29 protein-coding genes are annotated in these 19,142 nt (G+C 49.7%); all 29 read right to left on the bottom strand.

Features of this window, described 5'->3' with window-relative positions:
- Positions 1-14: 14 nt before the first annotated feature.
- Positions 15-1,367: a hypothetical protein gene (locus BF9343_RS11500; RefSeq protein WP_010993009.1), complete on the bottom strand. Its 1,353-nt coding sequence runs from the start codon at positions 1,365-1,367 to the stop codon at positions 15-17.
- A 3-nt stretch (positions 1,368-1,370) separates the two neighbouring features.
- Positions 1,371-1,661 (bottom strand): hypothetical protein, encoded by a 291-nt coding sequence (locus BF9343_RS11495; protein ID WP_005793839.1) that lies wholly within the window; start codon positions 1,659-1,661, stop codon positions 1,371-1,373.
- Positions 1,637-2,218 carry a hypothetical protein gene (locus tag BF9343_RS11490; RefSeq protein ID WP_224223151.1) on the bottom strand — a complete coding sequence of 194 codons (582 nt, stop codon included), beginning with the start codon at positions 2,216-2,218 and terminating at the stop codon, positions 1,637-1,639. Before BF9343_RS11490 ends, BF9343_RS11495 begins: the two co-directional genes overlap by 25 nt.
- Positions 2,181-2,717, bottom strand: coding sequence for a phage holin family protein (locus BF9343_RS11485; protein ID WP_008768859.1), 537 nt, complete (start codon positions 2,715-2,717; stop codon positions 2,181-2,183). The genes BF9343_RS11490 and BF9343_RS11485 overlap by 38 nt, the downstream gene beginning before the upstream one ends.
- Positions 2,718-3,235: 518 nt before the next feature.
- A complete protein-coding gene (locus tag BF9343_RS11480; RefSeq protein ID WP_008768858.1) occupies positions 3,236-4,942 on the bottom strand; it encodes a hypothetical protein in 1,707 nt (568 codons plus the stop codon).
- Positions 4,908-5,585: a hypothetical protein gene (locus BF9343_RS11475; RefSeq protein ID WP_009292353.1), complete on the bottom strand. Its 678-nt coding sequence runs from the start codon at positions 5,583-5,585 to the stop codon at positions 4,908-4,910. The genes BF9343_RS11480 and BF9343_RS11475 overlap by 35 nt, the downstream gene beginning before the upstream one ends.
- Entirely contained in the window at positions 5,566-5,907 is a 342-nt protein-coding gene (locus tag BF9343_RS11470; protein ID WP_010993007.1) for a hypothetical protein, read from the bottom strand. Before BF9343_RS11470 ends, BF9343_RS11475 begins: the two co-directional genes overlap by 20 nt.
- A 153-nt stretch (positions 5,908-6,060) precedes the next feature.
- A complete protein-coding gene (locus BF9343_RS11465) occupies positions 6,061-6,825 on the bottom strand; it encodes a hypothetical protein (RefSeq protein ID WP_224223153.1) in 765 nt (254 codons plus the stop codon).
- Between the two features lie 331 nt (positions 6,826-7,156).
- A complete protein-coding gene (locus tag BF9343_RS11460) occupies positions 7,157-7,975 on the bottom strand; it encodes a hypothetical protein (RefSeq protein ID WP_005806163.1) in 819 nt (272 codons plus the stop codon).
- Positions 7,976-8,034: 59 nt separating this feature from the next.
- Positions 8,035-10,251 (bottom strand): hypothetical protein, encoded by a 2,217-nt coding sequence (locus BF9343_RS11455; RefSeq protein ID WP_010993005.1) that lies wholly within the window; start codon positions 10,249-10,251, stop codon positions 8,035-8,037.
- 26 nt (positions 10,252-10,277) lie between these two features.
- Positions 10,278-11,138, bottom strand: a complete 861-nt coding sequence (locus tag BF9343_RS11450) for a S49 family peptidase (RefSeq protein WP_010993004.1) — start codon at positions 11,136-11,138, stop codon at positions 10,278-10,280.
- A gap of 40 nt (positions 11,139-11,178) precedes the next feature.
- The gene (locus tag BF9343_RS23730; RefSeq protein WP_032543132.1) at positions 11,179-11,610 is read right to left on the bottom strand and encodes a hypothetical protein; all 432 of its coding nucleotides are present in this window, start codon (positions 11,608-11,610) and stop codon (positions 11,179-11,181) included.
- A 130-nt stretch (positions 11,611-11,740) separates the two neighbouring features.
- A complete protein-coding gene (locus BF9343_RS11440) occupies positions 11,741-12,232 on the bottom strand; it encodes a hypothetical protein (protein ID WP_005793854.1) in 492 nt (163 codons plus the stop codon).
- Positions 12,233-12,250: 18 nt separating this feature from the next.
- Positions 12,251-12,436, bottom strand: a complete 186-nt coding sequence (locus BF9343_RS11435) for a hypothetical protein (protein WP_011202826.1) — start codon at positions 12,434-12,436, stop codon at positions 12,251-12,253.
- A 3-nt stretch (positions 12,437-12,439) separates the two neighbouring features.
- Positions 12,440-13,117 carry a hypothetical protein gene (locus BF9343_RS11430; protein WP_032595860.1) on the bottom strand — a complete coding sequence of 226 codons (678 nt, stop codon included), beginning with the start codon at positions 13,115-13,117 and terminating at the stop codon, positions 12,440-12,442.
- Between the two features lie 28 nt (positions 13,118-13,145).
- Complete coding sequence (locus tag BF9343_RS23725; RefSeq protein ID WP_010993001.1) at positions 13,146-14,045, bottom strand: helix-turn-helix domain-containing protein; 900 nt, start codon at positions 14,043-14,045, stop codon at positions 13,146-13,148.
- A gap of 54 nt (positions 14,046-14,099) precedes the next feature.
- Positions 14,100-14,378: a hypothetical protein gene (locus BF9343_RS11420; RefSeq protein ID WP_005806150.1), complete on the bottom strand. Its 279-nt coding sequence runs from the start codon at positions 14,376-14,378 to the stop codon at positions 14,100-14,102.
- Between the two features lie 481 nt (positions 14,379-14,859).
- Positions 14,860-15,033: a hypothetical protein gene (locus BF9343_RS23720; RefSeq protein ID WP_005806145.1), complete on the bottom strand. Its 174-nt coding sequence runs from the start codon at positions 15,031-15,033 to the stop codon at positions 14,860-14,862.
- 17 nt (positions 15,034-15,050) lie between these two features.
- On the bottom strand, positions 15,051-15,380 hold the full coding sequence (locus BF9343_RS11410; protein ID WP_010992999.1) for a hypothetical protein: 330 nt from the start codon (positions 15,378-15,380) through the stop codon (positions 15,051-15,053).
- Between the two features lie 30 nt (positions 15,381-15,410).
- Positions 15,411-15,563 carry a hypothetical protein gene (locus tag BF9343_RS23715; protein ID WP_164088328.1) on the bottom strand — a complete coding sequence of 51 codons (153 nt, stop codon included), beginning with the start codon at positions 15,561-15,563 and terminating at the stop codon, positions 15,411-15,413.
- Positions 15,564-15,673: 110 nt separating this feature from the next.
- A complete protein-coding gene (locus BF9343_RS11405; RefSeq protein ID WP_010992997.1) occupies positions 15,674-16,120 on the bottom strand; it encodes a DUF4494 domain-containing protein in 447 nt (148 codons plus the stop codon).
- A 1-nt stretch (position 16,121) separates the two neighbouring features.
- Positions 16,122-16,466 carry a hypothetical protein gene (locus BF9343_RS23710; protein WP_041926228.1) on the bottom strand — a complete coding sequence of 115 codons (345 nt, stop codon included), beginning with the start codon at positions 16,464-16,466 and terminating at the stop codon, positions 16,122-16,124.
- A 130-nt stretch (positions 16,467-16,596) separates the two neighbouring features.
- Positions 16,597-16,806, bottom strand: a complete 210-nt coding sequence (locus tag BF9343_RS11395; protein WP_008768837.1) for a hypothetical protein — start codon at positions 16,804-16,806, stop codon at positions 16,597-16,599.
- 22 nt (positions 16,807-16,828) lie between these two features.
- Positions 16,829-17,194 (bottom strand): Cof-type HAD-IIB family hydrolase, encoded by a 366-nt coding sequence (locus BF9343_RS11390; protein WP_010992995.1) that lies wholly within the window; start codon positions 17,192-17,194, stop codon positions 16,829-16,831.
- Positions 17,191-17,649, bottom strand: a complete 459-nt coding sequence (locus tag BF9343_RS11385; protein ID WP_010992994.1) for a hypothetical protein — start codon at positions 17,647-17,649, stop codon at positions 17,191-17,193. The genes BF9343_RS11390 and BF9343_RS11385 overlap by 4 nt, the downstream gene beginning before the upstream one ends.
- A 23-nt stretch (positions 17,650-17,672) precedes the next feature.
- Positions 17,673-17,906: a hypothetical protein gene (locus BF9343_RS11380; RefSeq protein WP_005793902.1), complete on the bottom strand. Its 234-nt coding sequence runs from the start codon at positions 17,904-17,906 to the stop codon at positions 17,673-17,675.
- Entirely contained in the window at positions 17,890-18,177 is a 288-nt protein-coding gene (locus BF9343_RS11375; RefSeq protein WP_010992993.1) for a hypothetical protein, read from the bottom strand. The genes BF9343_RS11380 and BF9343_RS11375 overlap by 17 nt, the downstream gene beginning before the upstream one ends.
- Positions 18,178-18,378 carry a helix-turn-helix domain-containing protein gene (locus BF9343_RS22665; protein ID WP_005793906.1) on the bottom strand — a complete coding sequence of 67 codons (201 nt, stop codon included), beginning with the start codon at positions 18,376-18,378 and terminating at the stop codon, positions 18,178-18,180.
- Positions 18,379-18,381: 3 nt separating this feature from the next.
- Positions 18,382-18,990 (bottom strand): hypothetical protein, encoded by a 609-nt coding sequence (locus tag BF9343_RS11370; protein ID WP_010992992.1) that lies wholly within the window; start codon positions 18,988-18,990, stop codon positions 18,382-18,384.
- Positions 18,991-19,142: the final 152 nt, after the last annotated feature.

The raw sequence follows: 19,142 nt of genomic DNA, 5'->3' as shown, positions 1-19,142 counted from the left end.
CCTTTTTTTTGTTTTTATATATTTTCTTTCATCCTGTTTGCGGGTGTTACACTCTGTTCGGATTCCACTACGCTCCGGTAAAGCCCCACCTGTGTTCTGCTTCCCGGATAATTGGCCCGTATGTAGTGCATCAACGGTTTGCACAGGATCATGTCCGGTATGGCCGTCTCACTGGCATTGTACACCTTGATGGAGTACAGTTTTTCCGACCCTGAGGACAGCTTGTTGTCCATGATCAGGTTTGAGAGCACCGGATCCAGTCCGAATCCGGATGTGGCCGCGGCATCGGCCTTGTTGGCGATCTTGATCTGGCTTTCGATATAATCCCTTATTTTCTTGTCGATGGGGGTTATCGTCCAGCCCTGGAAGTCATTGGCGTCCGCATCCCAGAACCTGGTCGTGTGCATGTATTTGCCCACATTCTCCCTGCCGGTCACTCCTGAAGCGAACTTCTCCATGGCTTCATCCTTGAATTCCTCGAGCATTTTGGCCGAATAAGGCACCCCCTTACGCTTGCATATTTCCCTGATCCTGTCCTCTGCCGCGTCCCAATAGGCCTGCGGGCTCTCTATATGCAGGCTCAGTGCCGACGCGTTGGCATTATAGGCTGCCAGCAAGGGGGCGATGGTGCCCGCCAGTTCCAGCCACGGGAAAGCCCCCAGGAAACGGGGCGCGCTGACAAAGTCCCTGCAAAAGGAGTATATATTGAAATAGCCGACCGATACCGGATGCCGGAACGGGTCCGCCGGATTGAAAACGGGATATTTGGCCAGCCTGTCGGGATCGGGGAAGGGCCAGTCGCCCACATATACGTTCTGTGGCAAATCGTGTCTGTCATCGGGATACTCGAAGCGGCATTTCCTGTAAGGGATATGTTCCAGCCTGATTATCCTTCCCCCCTCTCCGATACGCGGTCCCCGGTTACGGATGAACTTTACCCAGAACCCTTGCATGTGCACCAGGTCCACCAGGCAGCGGAGCATATAGTCACGATAATCCCAGCTCTCCAGATCCGCCTGTATGACGTCATCGAGTATCCATTTGCGGTAAAAGCGGTTGTTTTCGGAGTCGATGGCCTCCTCAAAGAAGCGGGGGCCCTCTCCCCACTGCAATCCCTGTATTTTACCCATGATACCCTCACCGCCGTAAAAGTTATCCAGCAGGCGTTGTACGTCGCCGGGAAGGTCGTTATTGGCACCCATGGGCACGATATTCACACCCGCGACCCGTATCTTGCGGGTCTGCCAGCTCTCCGGGCGGCTGAAGCTGATGGAAGAAGGAGACCATCCCTTTCCCATGGCGAAGGAGATAAGCTGCCCCTCCCCGGTATCTATAAATCCGGTATTTCCGGTTCTTCTGATTTCCATAATCTACACATAAGTTTTAATTCCGTTAAAACTGGTCACAAGAATCTGCCAGCAATTGATGGCCCTGCCCGTATCGGTATCCACCAGAAAGAGCTTATAAGAGGCATTCTCAATCTCTTCATCCGAAGCTTTCGGGCGAAGCCGGGCGTGGTTGAGCCTTACCGTATCCCCGCCGCTGTGTCGCTGGCGGTCATATTTGCGGAAAGAGAGGGAAAATGTCTCCCCTTCTTGGGAAAGGCGTTTCATCTGCTCGATGGCCGTATAAACGTTTATCCTTTGAATATCCTTTTCCATAGCGCTTTGATTTCAGGCAAACGTTTACATAGCATACGCAGCAGGAGGTAAGCACCCACGATCAGGCCGGCCGGTAAAGCGATTCTCCGGAGCAGTGGCCCGGGTGCTGTCTTCCGATCGCTCCGGAGCTCTTTCCTGTTTTCCTCTTCCCGGTGTGTGCGTAGCAGCAAGGAGGAATCCGCCCGCCTGCTTTGGAAGGAGTAGACCGCCGCGGTGGACCCCGATTCCTCATGAAGCGCGGTCCCGGTAAAAGAGATCTGTTTGACGGGGGGCAATCCGGTTTGTGAGGATACCGGTTTTCCGGTGTCGAACATAACCACGATCCGGTCCTGCCGGGCTTGCCGGATGCACCCTGCCGAATCGGTCCGTATTTCGCCTTCCCGCCGCTCGAGGTTACCCTTGATTTCCACCAGGCTGTCGGACATTATCCGTCTGTCCGTTTTCTCCAGGACCGACTTGGAGCTGCCACACCCCTGGAAAAGGGCGCACAGGAGCAGGGCGTATAAAACATGTTTCATATCACTCCTTTTTTGAGGTTCCGTTAAAATAGTCCGCAATCGCCTTGGCAGCTTCCGCGGGCGTGTCTTTGTATTTGGCGATTTCCACGGCAAGCAGGGCCACGTCGGTGAGCTCCTTCTTGACCTTATCCTCCGCCTTTTCCCGTATGCTCTTGATCTCGATGGCGGCTACAAAGAACGCCCCCGCCAGGGTAACGAACGGGAACGTAGGAATATGGTAATCGTAATAACTGTTGAGAAACCAGCTGCAACCCATGTGCATACAGTCCACAACCACCAATGCCAGCAGCAGGTTATAATAACCGGCCACTTTCTTTACGCTTCTGCGATACCGGTCCGAGGTGATCCTTTCACCGCGCTGCCGGGCCTTGCGCACTCCGCTTATAAAATCCAGTATGGAGAAAACCAGCGGCGTAAGAAGCAGGCCGAATAAAATACAGCCCGCCACAATCAGTTCTGTCAATCCTTTCATCCTTTTGTTTTTTAAAGCAAATTTGCTCCTTTCAGGGTACAGGATAAAGGACAAAGCCGACATCATGCAGGTCGGTATCGGATATTAGCCGGACAGGAGCGAAAATACAGGTTTGAATAGATGTGGAAATTTAAATGCAACAGGCATTCTTTAAAATAATAAATTGACACATCCTAAGAGGCAACAACGGTTATATCACACAGTAAAAAAGAGGCTGGGAAAAGGCCATTTTTAAGAGGAAAAAGCTAAATTCCATCCCAAAAACGAGATTTTTTTTCGTTTTGCCTTGATTTTTGCACGAAATTCATTTAAAACGTGTTAAAAACATCGTTTTTGGACATAAAATTTTGGTCTTCCTTTCGTTAATTTACTTGTAATAAAACAATTAACTGTTTTTACACGCGCAAACACTCGTAAAGAACACCTTCCGAAGACCGCGCCGCTCAGAAGTCGAAAGGCAATTGCCTGAGGGGCAAATGGTGAAATATGATTACATTAAAAGCAGGCAGGCAGAAGGGGTGGGAACAAAAAAACGCTTCCGGTATTTCCGGAAGCGGTCAGGCAAAACAAGGCAATTGCCTTTCTTATCCCCCCGTCAGGTCATCGAGTCCGGGCATGTAGGGACCGGACCTGCTGCGGCCGGACTTGCCCCTGATGGCACGCCTCCAGGCCCCCCGCATCATCAGGTACTTGAAGGCGTCGGAGAAGTTCGTGGAGAGCATGGGCAGTTTCTTGGGCTCCAGCTTCTCGGACTTCTTGACCTTGTAGATGATCTTCTGCTGTCCCTTGTAACGGATACCCGCAGGCGCCTTCTCGATACTGGAGATGGTCTCGCGACAGTTCACCGCGTCAACAAGCAAAGTGGGGAGGGCGTCGTTGTCGCCTGTCATCAGCTCCTGCATGAAATCGTACTCTTCATCCTGGCGGATGTTGGACTGTTTGCGGCTCATCAGGTTGACAACCCATCCCGTGCGGTTACCGTCACCGTCTATCTCGATGGCCTGCTTGAGCTTGCGGGCGTAATCCTCTTTCTGCTTCTCGAAGTTATTGCCCGCCCGGTCGTAATACAGGTTCAGTTCCTTCTCCTCATGGTTAAGGAAGAATGCCAGGAACTGGTCGGCCAGCTGCCTGAACCATCCGGGAGGAAGCTCGTAAAAGTTCTTGTGAAGGCGGTACAGCGGTCCGTCCTGCTGTCCTACTATCAGGGACAGCTGGTTACCGAAGTCCACGCCGCCGTCGATGGGCTCGCCGCGCCTGAGGAAACGCAGATCCAGGCAGCTTTCCGCAGGTTCTCCGTACCGTGTCCCGTCGGTATACTTGTGCCTTTCCCCGAAAGCGATATAGAAGCGCGTGTCACGGCGAAGCCCCGGACGCATCCCCACTACAGACTTAAGGAAGTCGTGGAGTTCGAGCGCCCCGTCGAGAAGGCGACGGACGTACTCAGGCGTAAGGATGTCGATGTTGGTAAAACTCGAGGCGTTGATGAAGTAGGTCTGCCCCTTGCGCATCTTCAGCAGCCCCGCCTCGTACCAGGCGATTTTCTTCTTAAGAGCCCCGCAGTCCGTCCGTGTCCTTCCCGCTTTTACCAGGCGGACGCGCAGGCTGTTCAGCTCCGCAGCCGCCTGGGCGATACGCAGGATGCGCTGAGGATCGACCAGACAGACGTAACGGAAGTACCAGTCATACTCACCCTCCAGCACGTCGGGCATGTCGGTGGTAATGGTCACCCCCAGAAAATAGTGGCTGCATCCGTAACGTATGGCATCCCCGCGCAATACGGGCATGGCCCGGTTGACTTTATTGTCGGGGGCGTATTTGGATTCGTCGAAGAACAAATGAACGACCGATTTGCCCGCCAGAAGGGAGGGGTGGTCCAGGGATCCCAGAAAGATAATGCATCCGTTGAAGAAAGAGACCGTGTTCTTGTAATCGTCGACGATCACGCTGCAACGCCTGCGCCAGGATTCCGGTGGCCGGCAGGACGATACATAGTGCACGCCTTCATAGAGTCCCATCAGTTCCCAGCCGGTCTTGACGGCCGGCATGATATTATCCCTTAAGTTGGTATATGTATTCCCCACGAAAGCCAACGGCGCACCGGGCATGTCATACACGCAATCGGCCGACCGGCGTGCCTGTATGACGGTACTCTTGGCCAGGCCGCGCCCGCCGACGACAACCAGGTTGGTGGTGTCTATCCAGTCGGTGATGACCTTGATGATATGGGAGTAACGAACCTCCACATCATCGGTGGGGTTATTGTGCATCCTGCCCTCCGAACTCTTCCGCATCTTCCAACATCCTTTTTTTCAGGTCAAACTTCTTTATGCGTGCATCCTCCTTTACCCTCTCACGTACCACGGAAGGTACCTCGGGAATGGAGTCGATGAACGCCTCCAGCTCCTTGCGGTCCGTATCCGGAACACCCATATCGGACCGGTCACATGTATAGATCACCACGGGTTTCCTGTTTAAAAGTTCCTGGGGTATCTCCTGTTCGTCACATGCGAAGCGCAACCGGAGCCTGGCCGCCCGCTCGAGTATCCGGGAGGCTTCCTCCCCCTTGCCCGTCAGGAACATGGAATCGGCCCACTTCTCCAGTTTTTCGGCATAGAGGTTGGCAAAAGCCTGCGGGCGTATGTTTTCCTGGCTGTAGAAGAAATTGACGGAGTCGGCGTATACCTGCCGTGCCATCCAGTCGGAAAGCCCGTATACCTCAGACTTGAGCAGCCGGATGATCCCGGCTTTTGTAATCACCTTCCCGTTATACCTCATACGGGCACGCAGTCCGCGCACCATCTCCATCAGGTCGTAATACGCCCGCTGCTCCTCGGGAAGCGAGTCCAGATCACCGGTGGCGAGGATACGCCCTATCTGTCCGATATCCGCTTTTTCAAAATCCACCCTCGAGGGCTTAACCAAATTCGTCTTCATCGATTTGCTTCACTATTATTTCAAAACTCCTGCGACTACGCACTTTCTCCAGCAGTTCCATGGCATCCAAATCCCCTGACAGTGCCTGTTCTTGCAGTTTTAGCTCCACTCCGGCCCCGGCCTTCAATGCTCCCTGGCGCATAAGGGAATACACGGTGGTCCCTTCCCTTCCGGCGTCAAAGACAAAGATCTCCGCATCCAGCCCCAGATAAGAGGCGATATCGTCCGGAGCATATCCCAGGGAGGCCATGCGCTCCACCTCCTGGCGGAGTTCAAGGTCCAGGAAAAAGGTGTCCGCCGGCAAACGCTCCATATTATTCATATAAATTCATTAAACGGTTATTACAAGAGAGGATCTCGTTATCCAGTTTTCGTGCCTGCATGCCCGCTTCACTGCGGTCGCAGGGATGAAGGTAACGGGTCCCCATTTTCAGCCAGGAGGCCCTTTTGATTTCCAGCCTCCGGCGATGAAAAATCAGTTTTTTTTTCTGGATTCCATTTCAGCCTCCAGCAGATTTTTGCGTTCCGTCCATTTGAGGGTCTTCTCCATGGCCTTGGCCCTCTTTTCTTCATCCGGTGCCTTTTCGAGTTCGTTTTTTCCCTTGGATATGTTAGACTTGGCATTACCCAGCTGCTTGGACAGTTCCAGGTCCGTCAGGGAGGAGATTTCCTGTTTCTCCCTGGCCTGCCGCATGGCCTGCGCCTTTCCGAGGATTTCTCCGTTATTCTTATAATACTCCAACTCTTCCCACATTTGGCGGTTCTCCAGGAAGTTCTCCACGACCGTTTTAGCCCAAAGGTAAGTCTCCCCGGTGGCCACGTCATCCGGTGTCTCGACCAGCATGCGGTGGCTTTCCCGATAGAGGTCATAAGCGGAGAACATGTCCGCTACGAGCACCTTGAGTTCGTCCGGACAGTCAGGTTGTCTCAGGAATGGAAACTCCTCCCGGAAACGGATGGCCTTACGGACGGTTTCCGGTGCCTCCGAGTACTTGCTTTGTGCGTTTTCGAGTTCTTCCTTCAGACCCCGCACCTGCTCCGTATCCGGACTTTGGGAGAGCCGCTCTTTTACAAAATCGTCGCTTACCAGTTTTTCCACCGTTACCCCCAGGCGTGAGGCAAGGGCGATAAGCAGGTCGTCCGCATACATCCTGACAGGGGCAGGGCTGACAGGCTGTTCCGCCTTCGACGGAATATGGTGCGCCTTCCTGTGCATGCCGGCAAATTCCGCCTCGCTCATGCCGGAAAGCTTGCGCAGCTCCTCGATAAGGGTGCCCCTTGTCATCTCACACTCCCCGAGCTGCCGGAACTTGGCCTTCAGCATGCGGTTGGGACCGAACTGATCATACAGGGCTACCCCTTGGGAGTAATCACGCGGTCCTTCTAAATAGGAAATGATTTGCTCTTTCATTGAATTGAATTTTAAATGATACGCCGTAAAGATACCCGATACCGGCTGCGGTACAAAGGACTGAAAAAAGGCAATTGCCTTGCCCCGTAAAGGGAAAACAAGGCAATTGCCTGAAAGTGGAATGGTCTTGATATCAGACCATCATACAATCCTAAGGGCATTAAACCTCGAATCTCGACTGTTCCACACACTGGATGGCTCCCCCGCCGGTATCGAAGGCCTTGAAAGTAATCTGGCTGCCCGGTGAAGCGGTGAACGTCTTTCCGTTTTTCAGCATGAAGGCTGTCTGTCCTGCCTTTTCGATTGTAGGAGCTACGCCGGACACCACCCCGAGCAGGGTGAACAGGTCGCCGTGTTTGGCTCCTTTGATGGTAGCGATCTTGGCCGCTCCGGCGCTTAGCTGGTACTGCCCGCGGCCTTTAAAGGGAATTTCCGTTGCCGATGCGGGAACAGTCGCCACCGGCTCTTCGTGTGGGATGGTGCCTTTATAGATACCGATATCGTCTCCTTTGCTTATCTGCGTGAAGGTGAACTCCGAGGCGTTGCCGTCTTTATTTCCGGTATAATTGACCGACATTTCCAAAGGGTTGCAAGGGGAACCCAGGATATCCGGATCCTGCCCGTTGCAGTATTGCAGGATAGCTATGCAGTGGCGTCCCAGCCAGTTGGTCTTGAACTCACGAACCTCCTGTTTGTTACCCGGATGTTTTCCCTTAACCGAAGGGGTGAAGCCCTTGGCGTCGGTTTCCCCTTCACCGTTGGAGCTCAGCTCCACAGTACCGGGAGTTAAATACAAGTCCGTGGAGTAAGCCGACGGCTTTACCACGATGTCATCCTCCAGCACCACTCCGGCACCGTCACGGGGAGGGAAATAGACCAGATCGTCGATGTCGATCAGGGTGAGCACGTCTTTGGGGTTGATACCGTTTCCGGGATTGCCCACCGGTCTGGGAACGGAAGTCTTAACGTAATTATTCATATATCTCGATTTTTAAGTGATGAAAAACCAGGGGGGATCCCCCCCCTGGTGATAAATTATCAGCCGCGGGCCACTTCATAGAATTTTCCGTCATCAGCCTTTACCAGCCTGATGAATTTCCCCGTACCAAGGGTCATCCCTGAGGTAAGCACAAAGTTGCCTCCCGCAGCAATCGTGCTGGCATTCTTATCCCCATTTCCATGAATGGTATAGGTCTTGCCGGGAACAGCGTCAGTAAAATTCGTTATTGCGGTAGGAGTTGTGTTGGCTCCCGTTACGAAGACGTCACCTCCCTTAAGCGATGGCGTTGCTTTATCATCCGGGAATTGAAGGGCTCCCGTAGCTCCCGTCTCACGGCCCAGTTCGATGAATTTCCCGTCCTGGCGTTTCATCAGGCGGATCATATCGCCTTTCTTGGGTTCCCAGGCCGCGGAGATCAGGTCGAATTTACCGCTCTTGTCAATCTTTACCCCCTTGTTCACGCTTCCGCATTTCAGGGTAATGACACTCCCGACCTCGGCATTCTCAATGTCGGTAATTGCCAAAAGGTTCGTATTGCCGGCCGTCACGATCGAGGTATGGGAGCCGGCCGATGGCTGGGCGTCCTTGTCAGCTTCCACGAAATAGGAAGCCGGGCGGTCGTACTCGTTGCAGAAGATCATCTGCCGGGTATAGTCCATATCTTCCTTTTTAGTGTATTTGAATCCGACGGCATAAGCCCACACGGACTCTTTCCAGTTACTCCATACCTTCAGCGTCCAGTCCTGCTGCTCGATGTTGAACCGGGTCATTTCGCCGCTCTGGTGCTCGAACAGGTGTATGTTACCCTCCATAGTCCAGAAGATGCGGTGGTGGTTGTCAGCGTTGGGAACCGGTATGAGCTTCACGGACGGATACTCCTTCACAAACATGATACCCGCCTTATAGTCCTGGTTCTGGCCATAGTGCATCTCATTGTATTTATGGTACCACACGACCATGTGTGAGGGCATATACAGGGCCAGGGAACCCGAGTCGCGCAGGACCGCAGGGATCATGGAGGTGCCCAGGTAAATCTTCTCACCGATATTTTCAGGAGAAAGGGTACCCAGTTCAAAGGGTTTTACCTGGTAAACCAGTTTGCCGTTATTGATGTCAATGTGTCCGTTCACCTTCTTGCCCAGGAATTCGTACAGCCCGTCGGCAGCCTCCATCGCACGTCCGGGCTTGTTCAGGTCCGGTTCTTTACGGACGCCGTTAATACGTCGCTGTTCGCGTTCATTGTGCAGCTTTTTGGCAGTCTCGGCCAGAATGTACTCGATGAACGACCATTTGATGACCTGCGACCCCTCCTTGTTATAAGAACCGATCCATGATTTTTCAAGTGCCTTGAGGTCTTTGAACTTATGCGCGAACATGACGCTCGACATGCGCAGCGTTTCATTGTCGAACTCGTAATTGCCTTTCGTTACATTGTCGAAATCACTGGCGGTATTGTCAGCCTGGGAGAACTCACCCAACCAGATGTTTGTCAGCACGGCCAGGTCCTGATATCCCGATTCCAGCGGGAAAATACTCTCGATGGAAGGAAGCAGGGTCAGGAAAGACTGTAAACGCTCCTGCCAGGGGATGCGGTAGAAGGCTCCCAGGTCCTCTTTCAGGCGGGAGTAATCGATCGAACTGGCAGTGGGCACCTGAACGGTCAACCCCTTGCGGTAAAGCATCTCTGCGCGCAGGCGCTGGTTATAAGGGCGGTCCATTGCGAACATCTCCCCCGAGAGGCCGCCCAGTTGTTTTTCGTCATCCCAATTCATAACAATATCTTTAGCATCCGGTTCCAGACGTGCATGCTGGGAGCCTTTTCCCCCGTCCTGCTCCGCAAGGCCGGAAAGGGTCTGGATCTTGGTCTGCAAACCGGTGATTTCTGTTTGTTTGGCGGATACCTCCTGTGAAAGTTCCCCTTTCTCTTTGGTAAGCACGGCGATTTCCTCCTGGGCCGTAACCAGCTTGGCAGTCATATCAGCCAGTAATCCTTGTATTACTGCGTTGGAGGTATTGGGGTCAGGACCACTGCCTTTCGTGCCCGAATCCCCGTCCTTGCGGGAAGAATCCTCCGGGAATCCATCCTTCAGGGCCTCACAAAAGCCATTGATAAAGGTATCATTGAAATTCAATGCCTTAAGTTTCTGCTTTTGCTCTTCCAGTAACGCGTCTTTCTTGTCGGCGTCCTTACTCCAGGCCTCGATACCCAGAATGGCCTTTACGGCCGGAATAAATGATGCGAAATAATTTTTCATAAACAAATTTACTTTTATAGTGAGTATTAAATCATCTTGTTAGCCCGCTTTACGGTTTTCTGGGCGGCTACCCACAGGATGGCATCCTCCAGGCTTCCGTAGGCATCCACATACCCCTTGGCCAGTGCCGTATCGGCAAAGAAAGTCTGCCCTCTGAACAGGGGATCCTGCGCGTCATACTTCACTCCCAGATTTCGGGCGATGGCCTGCGCAAAAAGATGGTGGTAAAACGACAGGTTCTCTTTAATTAAGGTGTCATCCTGCTTTTCCTCCTTGTCGCGATAGGCGCGGTTCTTCAGGTCCGCACTGTCGGGGTAAATGTCCTCGATCTCAATCCCCATTTGCGCGTAATACTCCTTGAAACTCTGGAAAGTGTAGACCACCCCGCAGGAGCCGATTTCATCCATGGGCGAGGAGACGAATCTGCGTGCGCATGCGGAAACGAACCAGAAATGCGCCGAAGCGCATACGCCCGTGATATAGGCCACTATGGGTTTGGGGGACTGCCGTATAAGCTTTTCCAGGACATCCACACGCGTAATCATACCTCCGGGCCCGTTCACAAACAGAACGACACCCGATATGCGGTCGTTGGCCATCGCGGCGGAAATATATCTCTCCAGCCGGTAGGTCTCCCAGCTATACAGCACGCCTTCACAGGTAAGCACCACTACCGCTCCTTGAGGGAGGGAGGCGTCATCCAGCTCCCATCGGCCGGCTACATAAGGGACGGCGGCATAGGCCTCTATACGCTTGGCCCCCAGATATTGTTCCACCGACGCCAGGTTGCCGTTTTTCAGACCGGGCAACAGAATGGAAAGGAGCTGGTGGTATCTCCTTTCCTCAATGGCCCACTTATCGAAAAAAAATTGCTGAATCTTATCCACGGTTTCTTTTTTAATGCAAAAGAAACCTTTTGCAAATCCTTTAGAAAGGACTGTGATAGGCCTCGATATAAACCTGCTTACCGGATAACTTGCACTGGTATTTGCCCGAAACAATGGAAAAAGTAAGTTTAAGTGGTGTTTGCGGGCTGCCTGAAACAATACGCTCTCCCGCTTCATTCGTATAAATGGCCACCAGATCCTGAAGGCTCAAGGCAGACAACAGCTCCTGGCTGTCCGGCCCTGTCAAGGCAACCTCGAACGTATGCCCTACATTATAATATATAGTTCCTGAATCCGCCTGCTCGGATTCGACTCCGGGAGTGAATGATCCCGGAATAACAGGAATGCGATAAGAACCATCCCGCACGGCAATAAAAGCGCGCGGCAGGATGACTGCAAAATCACCGATACACTCCACCGGAACCAACTCCAGATCACAAACGGGGGTATAGGGTCTTTTTATTGTTTTCATATTGTATAACTTATTGATTTTCAAATTCTCCGCATTTTTCCGTCAAAATTCCGTCAAAATTCCGTCATTTTTCCGTCAATTTTACCTCCTAAAAAGGACAATTAACTACGCTTGGTAGGTGAAATATATGCTACTTTTTCTTGTAGGGCCGCTTAAGGCTGGAACGTCTTACCCGGTCACGCCAACGTTGGTAATCTTTCAGGAGCGCGTCCTCGCTTAAGCTGTCAATGCAGTACTTCTTCATAAAGCAGTGGACTGACTGAAGCTGGTCGATACCGAACCGGTGCTTGTTCTCGTCAATAAAGTCATGGAGCTCGGCGCGCATCATCAGCTTTAGCTTCTTATTGATGATACCCTGGCTGCGCTGGCCCAAGTAGTTGAAACGCTCCGGGGATTTGCCACCGGGGACGTCACCTTGCCTGCGGTCCGGCAAGACGATCTCAAGATTGCCATTATCCCGGGGACAGTTAACCGGGCGTTTTTCCAGCAGGTTATAAACCAGATGGTAAACATCCAGATGGTCCGCAAAGCGGACGGGCATACTGCCTTCCGGATCGGAAGAATATTTGGCATAGCAATATTGAGCCAAGTGCGGCTCTACTGTTATTTTCGTGGTTATCATAAGTTGATGTTTTTGTTTTTACTTGTTTCTTAATTTGATATAACCCATTTCTTCCAGGGTCTGTAGTTCCTTCATATCCTCCGGCCTCACATCGGCGGGAGTTTCACCGTTAATGGTCATACCCTCGGGAAGCCTGAATCTGTCACGGATCCGTCGGCGATGGTGGGCGGTGGATTTCTTCTGCCAATAGATGACGACTTTCATGGTTTACAAGGAGGCTTTGGCCTTTACACGGGCCTGATAGACATTGTAATCACACAGGTATCTGCCGACAGATTCCGCCGCCGCTTCCACTCCGGGAGGATTGTTGCCGAAGAGTAAGTTGATGGCATCCGGATCACCGCCCCAGGCTTTCCATAAGGCTATCGGGTCATATCCTGATGGCAGACAGGGGAAAAACTCCAAAAAAGCATTAAAGTCGGCCTTGGCCCGTTCACGTTTCACAGCTATACCCTGTACGCCCAACACAATACCGGCGGCAAAATCCTCCGTTCTGGAAAAGCCTTTTTCCACAGCCCGGGCTATCCGCTCTGTCTCTTTGCGAATGATCACTTCACGGCGTTCCTTGCAGAAATCCGATAGGGCGACCATGACCGCCTGATTGTTTAGGCTCTTTCCCCAGACAAGCTGCCCGCAACTTCCGTCCTTAAGGCGGGTAAAGAAAATGCAGAGCTCGGCCAGGTTCAGGAACCAGTATCCTGAAAGCATCGCCAGCGCGGTTTCCGCCATCTGCTCGCGGCTCAATTCAACGCCGGCGTACTTCAGAACGGATTCCAGATGGCTTGTGATAATCCGAACGGATGTCGAATTACCGAAGACCACACCCACATCAGCCAATGTAGGGATTTCTCCGTTTGCGGCGACATCGTAAAGTGGGGCGCCCATGTTCAGTTGGGCAATTGTCCCGCCCCATTCATCCACCAATTGAGAGGCCGTCGATCCAGTTTTTAACGAGATCTGGAGAGGCGTCAGCTCCTTCTTTCGGACACAGGGTTTCTGTAACTGAGACGGGCTCAGAACCGCATGCAGGGTGGTTTTTACTAGTTCTACTTCCATCTTTTTTTAATTTTTCAAGTTCAATATTCAACCAGTTTGCGAAGTGTGACATGGCATCCCTGGGGGACTTAGTTGTCTCTCCTCCGTTTTGGAGCCTACGGAAGAACCTGTCCAGAAATTCATAAAACAGCTCCGGGCTGAAATCCGGGTAATCCAGACGGATGTTCATGCAGAATTGCTCCATCCACGGGATATTTGTTCGCAGTTCCTGGTAACATTCCGTTAAAGACTTGTCCAGAAAAAGATCGATTCCGGATATTTTCCCCTCATGCGCGGAAGAGGGAGGGAAATCTGTTTTAGTTTTAGTTTTTGTTTTATTATAGTCTGGCGCATCGGCTGGCGCATCTACTGGCACATCTCCTGGCTGATCGGCTGGCGCATCTACTGGCTTTTGGGCTGGCGGAACTACTGGAATATCTCCGGTAGTCTGATCCTTTTTCGGAGGATCGTCTTTAAATTTCCTGCAGAAAGAGTATGAACCGACCGACCGTTTGCCTTTTCCTGATTTATAATAAACCAGTCCCGCATTAATCAGGGATAAACGCGCCCGGATAAGGGTCTTCTCGTCGATATTCAGGCTGAAGCATAGTTCGATGTTAGAGCAACTGAAAACGTCCTCCCAGCCCTCGCTATTACAAACGGCAACTAATTCGTAGAACAGTGCCTGTTCGGTAGCGGTTAGCCGATTACGTCTGCGTGCTTTACGCATCTTTTCTGTTAAGCTATATCCGTCCATATGGTTATTTTTTTTATTCATTTAAAGCATGATTATCTTTTAAATACAGTTCTTTCCTAACCCAAAGAATGTTATTTAGTCATTCCCGACGTATCCACCCTCTGTAAAAGAATGAAGTGTATTTGAAGAAGATGATTCATTTTCATTACAATCTATCCTGTGCATTGGCACATTGGGGGCAAGATGGCGTTCCAGTTCCGTGATCAATACTTCATTGCAAATATCTCTCTGTTCCTGCCATTCAAGAAATTTGTTTTGCAAACTCTCGTTTCCTGAATCTGATATTAATTTGAGCAACTCAGATTCTATTTTACAAAGTTTTTTAGTCTCAATTTGAAAGTTACTTTTAATCATACTCTTTCTGGCTATTCGTTATCTAATCCTATGCAAAATTCCTCTCTTGTCTCGTTCCCATAATTGGTATGTAGAGCATTGAGCGCATTCGTGATTTTGTCCGCTTCATCTGCATATACTTCACAATCCCATCTAATTGTAGTGCTAGATGGTGACTTGATTACAGCAAGAAGTGTATCCAAATTGTCAACTGCTTCTTGAATCTTATCCAGGCATTCCTTTCGTGTCATATGTTTTGTTTTTAATCTCATTAATTAATTAATATACTCCAATTAAGAATTTGGACTTACTTCAAATGATTATATCGTTTTAGAGCATCCCTTCGGCTATATGCTTGTATTTTCACACCCTTGATCATAAACGAGTGAAGAGGTTTGACAAGCGGTTTAACCGGTTTAGGATTGAATTTCATACGTACTACCTTGCGGCATCCAAAGAATGGCGCTTTCTGTATATCATTAATTTGATTGATATGAATCCGTTAGGAATTAAGTTTTGATAAAATAAAATCAGCTAATTCTTGTGTCTCTTTTTCGGTTTCTTGTTTTTGAACTTGACAAATGAACCTCTTTATATTAAAGAACCGGCCATCAGATGAACCTTCAATAATATAAGTGCCTTTACGATCTGTCTCTTTTACAAATTTTGTTTTCATTTCTTTATTGTGTTGAATTAAACAAATCCTAATAGTTTGTGGTATTTTTCCAATACTTCAACTAATTTACTTTCCTCTATTTCATCCAGACTTTTCCGAATGCAGAACTCTTCATCGGAACACTCATAGAATAATTCTCGAATTTCCTTTACCATCTCCCAGCATTGCTGACGTTGTTCCATAGCCCTCTGATGGAGAGAATAGGCATTTTTTATCTCTTGTTCCATATCAGGCAAAAGGAGCTTAATAAGTTCGTCATACTCGCATTTATATAGGTGGATTGAAACTCCGTCTGCTATATCAATGTCAATACTTTTATAAGACAAATCATTGTTTCTTATTTTCATGTCTTTATTGTTACGAAGAAGTTAAATCTTTTATTGAGACTGCTCTTTAACCCACTTGTAAATCTCGTTGGCGGCATCGATAGCCTCTCCGTAAGATAATTCGTTTGCTGCCAGCGTTATGCACCATTTGCGCAATTTCATATCTTTGCGCTTTCTCAAATACCGGATAATTTTTTTTATCATAATCGTAATTTTAAAATTTAACAAATTTATTTTCTGAAAAACATATCTCCGCTTATGGATCTGGCGGTATCGTCACCCGTTAACCGTATGTACCCACGACTCAAGGCGTTTTATGCTGTTGAACCGTATGGGTACACATCCACAATAGCCGTTTCCGTAACCGCTCCTATCTGATAATCGGCCATAGTACCTTTCATTCCCTCGTCCAGTTTCCCCACGGCGTCACGCAGGTCGGCGGCCTGTACCAGCACAAAGGAGGCGGTTTTCTTCTCGGCGCCGCTCTTTTCGTCCAGGGTGATAAAAAAGAGCCTGCATTTAAACCAGCGGTCCGCCGCTTCTTCATCACTGACAAAAAGTTCGCTGTAATTGGCGCGTTTAATGTCCGATACCGTAAACTCTCCTGTTATAAACGGGGTTACCTCTTCAATAATGCGTGCTTCCGCTTCCGTAAAACTCAAAGCGTCTACCAGATAGGACTCGGTAACTTTCTGAATCATTCCGTTCTCCATCATTTTCTCGTAGCGGATCTTGCATTCAAACCAGGTGTGCATTGCCATATCACTCGATTTTTAATTGCTGTTTATTTCTTTGGTATGCTGAAGCTTTCAGTGACTTGCATCTCCTGCACTCGGAACTGAAAGTAAAGTATACCTTCTCTCCTCTCTTCAGGGCTCTGGGATAAAACCGGTGAACGCCATACCACTCACCGCAAACGGAGCACTGTTTCATCACACGACCGTCAGACAAGGTACGATAATTGCCTCTTTCCCGCCGTCGGACCAGCTCGCAGCCGGCGCACTCTTCATCCGTGAGCTTATACCTCCTGCAATGGGACAGGGATTTCTTTCCGCATTTGGCGAATGCCTTGCAATCGATACGGGGGATGGTCTGGATGATATTCATAAGCTGATCATTTTAAGCCTCCCGCTTCGGGGGAACCGAATCCCGGGGACTTCTCCCCGGGGGGTGGTTTGCAAAATATAAAACTTAACCGGGGCACACTCCCGACGGCATCCTTTAGTACCGGCATTGGTTATTGTTTAACATGTTTCCTGCATTTAAGCAGGACTCCTTTTATGATGATCGCCCGGTCCGTTGAGATCGTTCCCTCTTTGGACCGATGCAGTAGCGTACCTTTTTTGATTCCTATATCGTTTTCGCTCAGATGTTCAAAAATGGCGCTGAGCGAACCGAAATAGTAGTTCTTCTTTTTGAAGATCAAATGCACATGTATCACTTTCATGTTCTCAAAAGTTCCATATATGTCATATTTGGTCGTTTTCCGCAGATTCCATCCGTTCTATCTCTTCCAGGCAACGGAGCCATCCGGGAAACCCGCCGAGGTTCTTGTCATCGATGTAGATATTGGCGTATATCTTGCCGGATCCTTTCCCGTACCGCTTTATATTTTCCGGGCAGTGGTCGTTCACCCTGTCAAAGGGAATGTTGTGCTCCAGCAGCCAGTTGATTGCATCAAGCAGGTTCTTTCCGCTACGGCAGGTCCAGATAATGATATAGTGGCCTCTTCCGTGCAATTTGCGCAGCACTTCACCGGCATACGGTTGTTCCCCCAGGATATCGGGAAAGCTGCTTCGCGCAATCGTTCCGTCAAAGTCAACGGCCAGGATCATGACACCCTCCTCCTTTTCTTTTGGGACATGGCCGTGTCTTTTCTGCCAATATGACCGCCTCTTAGGCGCAGTATTTCTTTTATCTCCTTTATAGATTCCTCTTCGAGGATACTGTTCAGAGCACGGAATTTGCCGGATATTTTCCCGCTTTTCAGGCAACCCGGATCATCCGCTATCTTCTTTTTAAGATTAAGAGGCGCTTCTTTCAGTTTCTCAATGGTATATGCTATCCGGTCTTTGCCGTCGAGTTCGGGGCTCGGATGGCGGAATCTGATATTCAGCAAGAGGCTTTCTACCACGTCTGTTTCCCTGACGAGCCTTGCGCATTTGTCCAGACTCTTTTTTCCGGGTATGACCATCTCCCGGATTCTCTCGATATGCGGAGCCATCATAAATTTGGCTTCCAAGGGTGTTATCTGTAGCACATAGGCCACTTGTATATGATTCACTAACATGGGTACTCCTTTCCCGTTTATGGTTAATAATCTTTTGAATCGTAAAATCCCTGATTGCGCAGGTACTCCTTCACCACATCGGAGGAGGAAGCCCGCCCGCCGATCCGGTCGTGGATATATTGGTACTTCTCCATGGACATGCCCGAGAGGACGGCATCGTTACGCTCTACATTTCCGGCATAGATACAGCCGGCAATGGTCGTTATCGTAATGATTGCGATAATGATATGTTTGGAAAGCTTATTCATGTTTGTCATCTTGTTCTTCATTTAATGGGTTAAGTTCTTTTTTGAGAAGGAGCGTCAGGCTCTGTGCTTCCTCGTATCTCTCTTCTTCGATAAGGCTGTTTATCTTTTCCTCCAGAGTCAGGAGGTATATTTTTAAAAGACGGGAGTCTGTTTCACCTATCTTGCCGCGAAGTCCGGTAAGCTCCTGCCTGATCCGGGATTCCAAAGCCCGGAACAGGAATAGGATAGCCCAAAAACAGGCCGATGCACAGATACATGGACAGGGCGAGGAAAGTTTCATTCATAATTGTGCCCTCCAGAATCTTATGATTTCCTTACCTTCGTAAAATTTTCGTGCTGACTCACGGCGAAATCCGCATTTTATGCGTCCGCTACTGGTATATTCCCTTAAAGTGTTGCGGTGTATTCCGAGTATTTCGCAAGTTTGGGTTACGGTATAGCGACCGGTGCTGCTTACTGTTGGTTCTTCGGATGTGATCATGACTTATTCCTCCTTGTCTTTAATAATTATATCACAATTTTTTCGGGCTGCAAAGCTTCCGCGTGCAGGAAGCCAAAGGCGGGTGTTGTCACGAAGGTCAATGTTGGGACAGTTCATATTTACGACAGTAGCATAGTCTGACGCCTTTACAGAGGCATGATAGCCTGAAACTCCAACAACGGAATCTCCCTCGGCAAGGATAGTGGAGCTTCCTGCCGCAATGACCATCGAACGTTCACAGGTTATTGCAGAGACCTCTCCAAGAAGGAAAGCGCATGCGCGTCCTTTGATGAAGGCTCGTTCACTTTTCCAGATTACAGCCGTGGCAGTTCCGGAAATATCAACCGCAGTGCCGTCCCATATTAACATATATCCGGATGAGCCTCCGGAGTTACATTTTATGCCGGCAGATAGAAATACGTCCTTAAAATCTTCTGCTATGCCGGGGGAAAGGATACCTTCCTTTGCCAGATATCCGATATCCTTTTTGATAATAGACATAAGAGTTTCGCAGTTTTGAGCCAGCTGTATATCCATATAAAGCCTAGATTCGGACGTCTGGTCAATATTCTTCAGCAGCCTGTTTTTCAGTTCATGAAACTTTGATTCCATATTCTTATCTCCTTAAAAAGCAAAGCTCGAACCTTTCATAGGCCTAATGTGGAAGTTTGCCTATTACTCGGAACGAGCTTTTATCAATGTCTTTACTAACCCTTAAATCTCGCGGAAACTTCCACGCAACCGCGCCACTTTCAAATTCTTAT

This window comes from Bacteroides fragilis NCTC 9343 (assembly GCF_000025985.1).
Taxonomy (GTDB): Bacteria; Bacteroidota; Bacteroidia; order Bacteroidales; family Bacteroidaceae; genus Bacteroides; species Bacteroides fragilis.
This window is presented reverse-complemented; position numbering and strand designations above follow the sequence as displayed.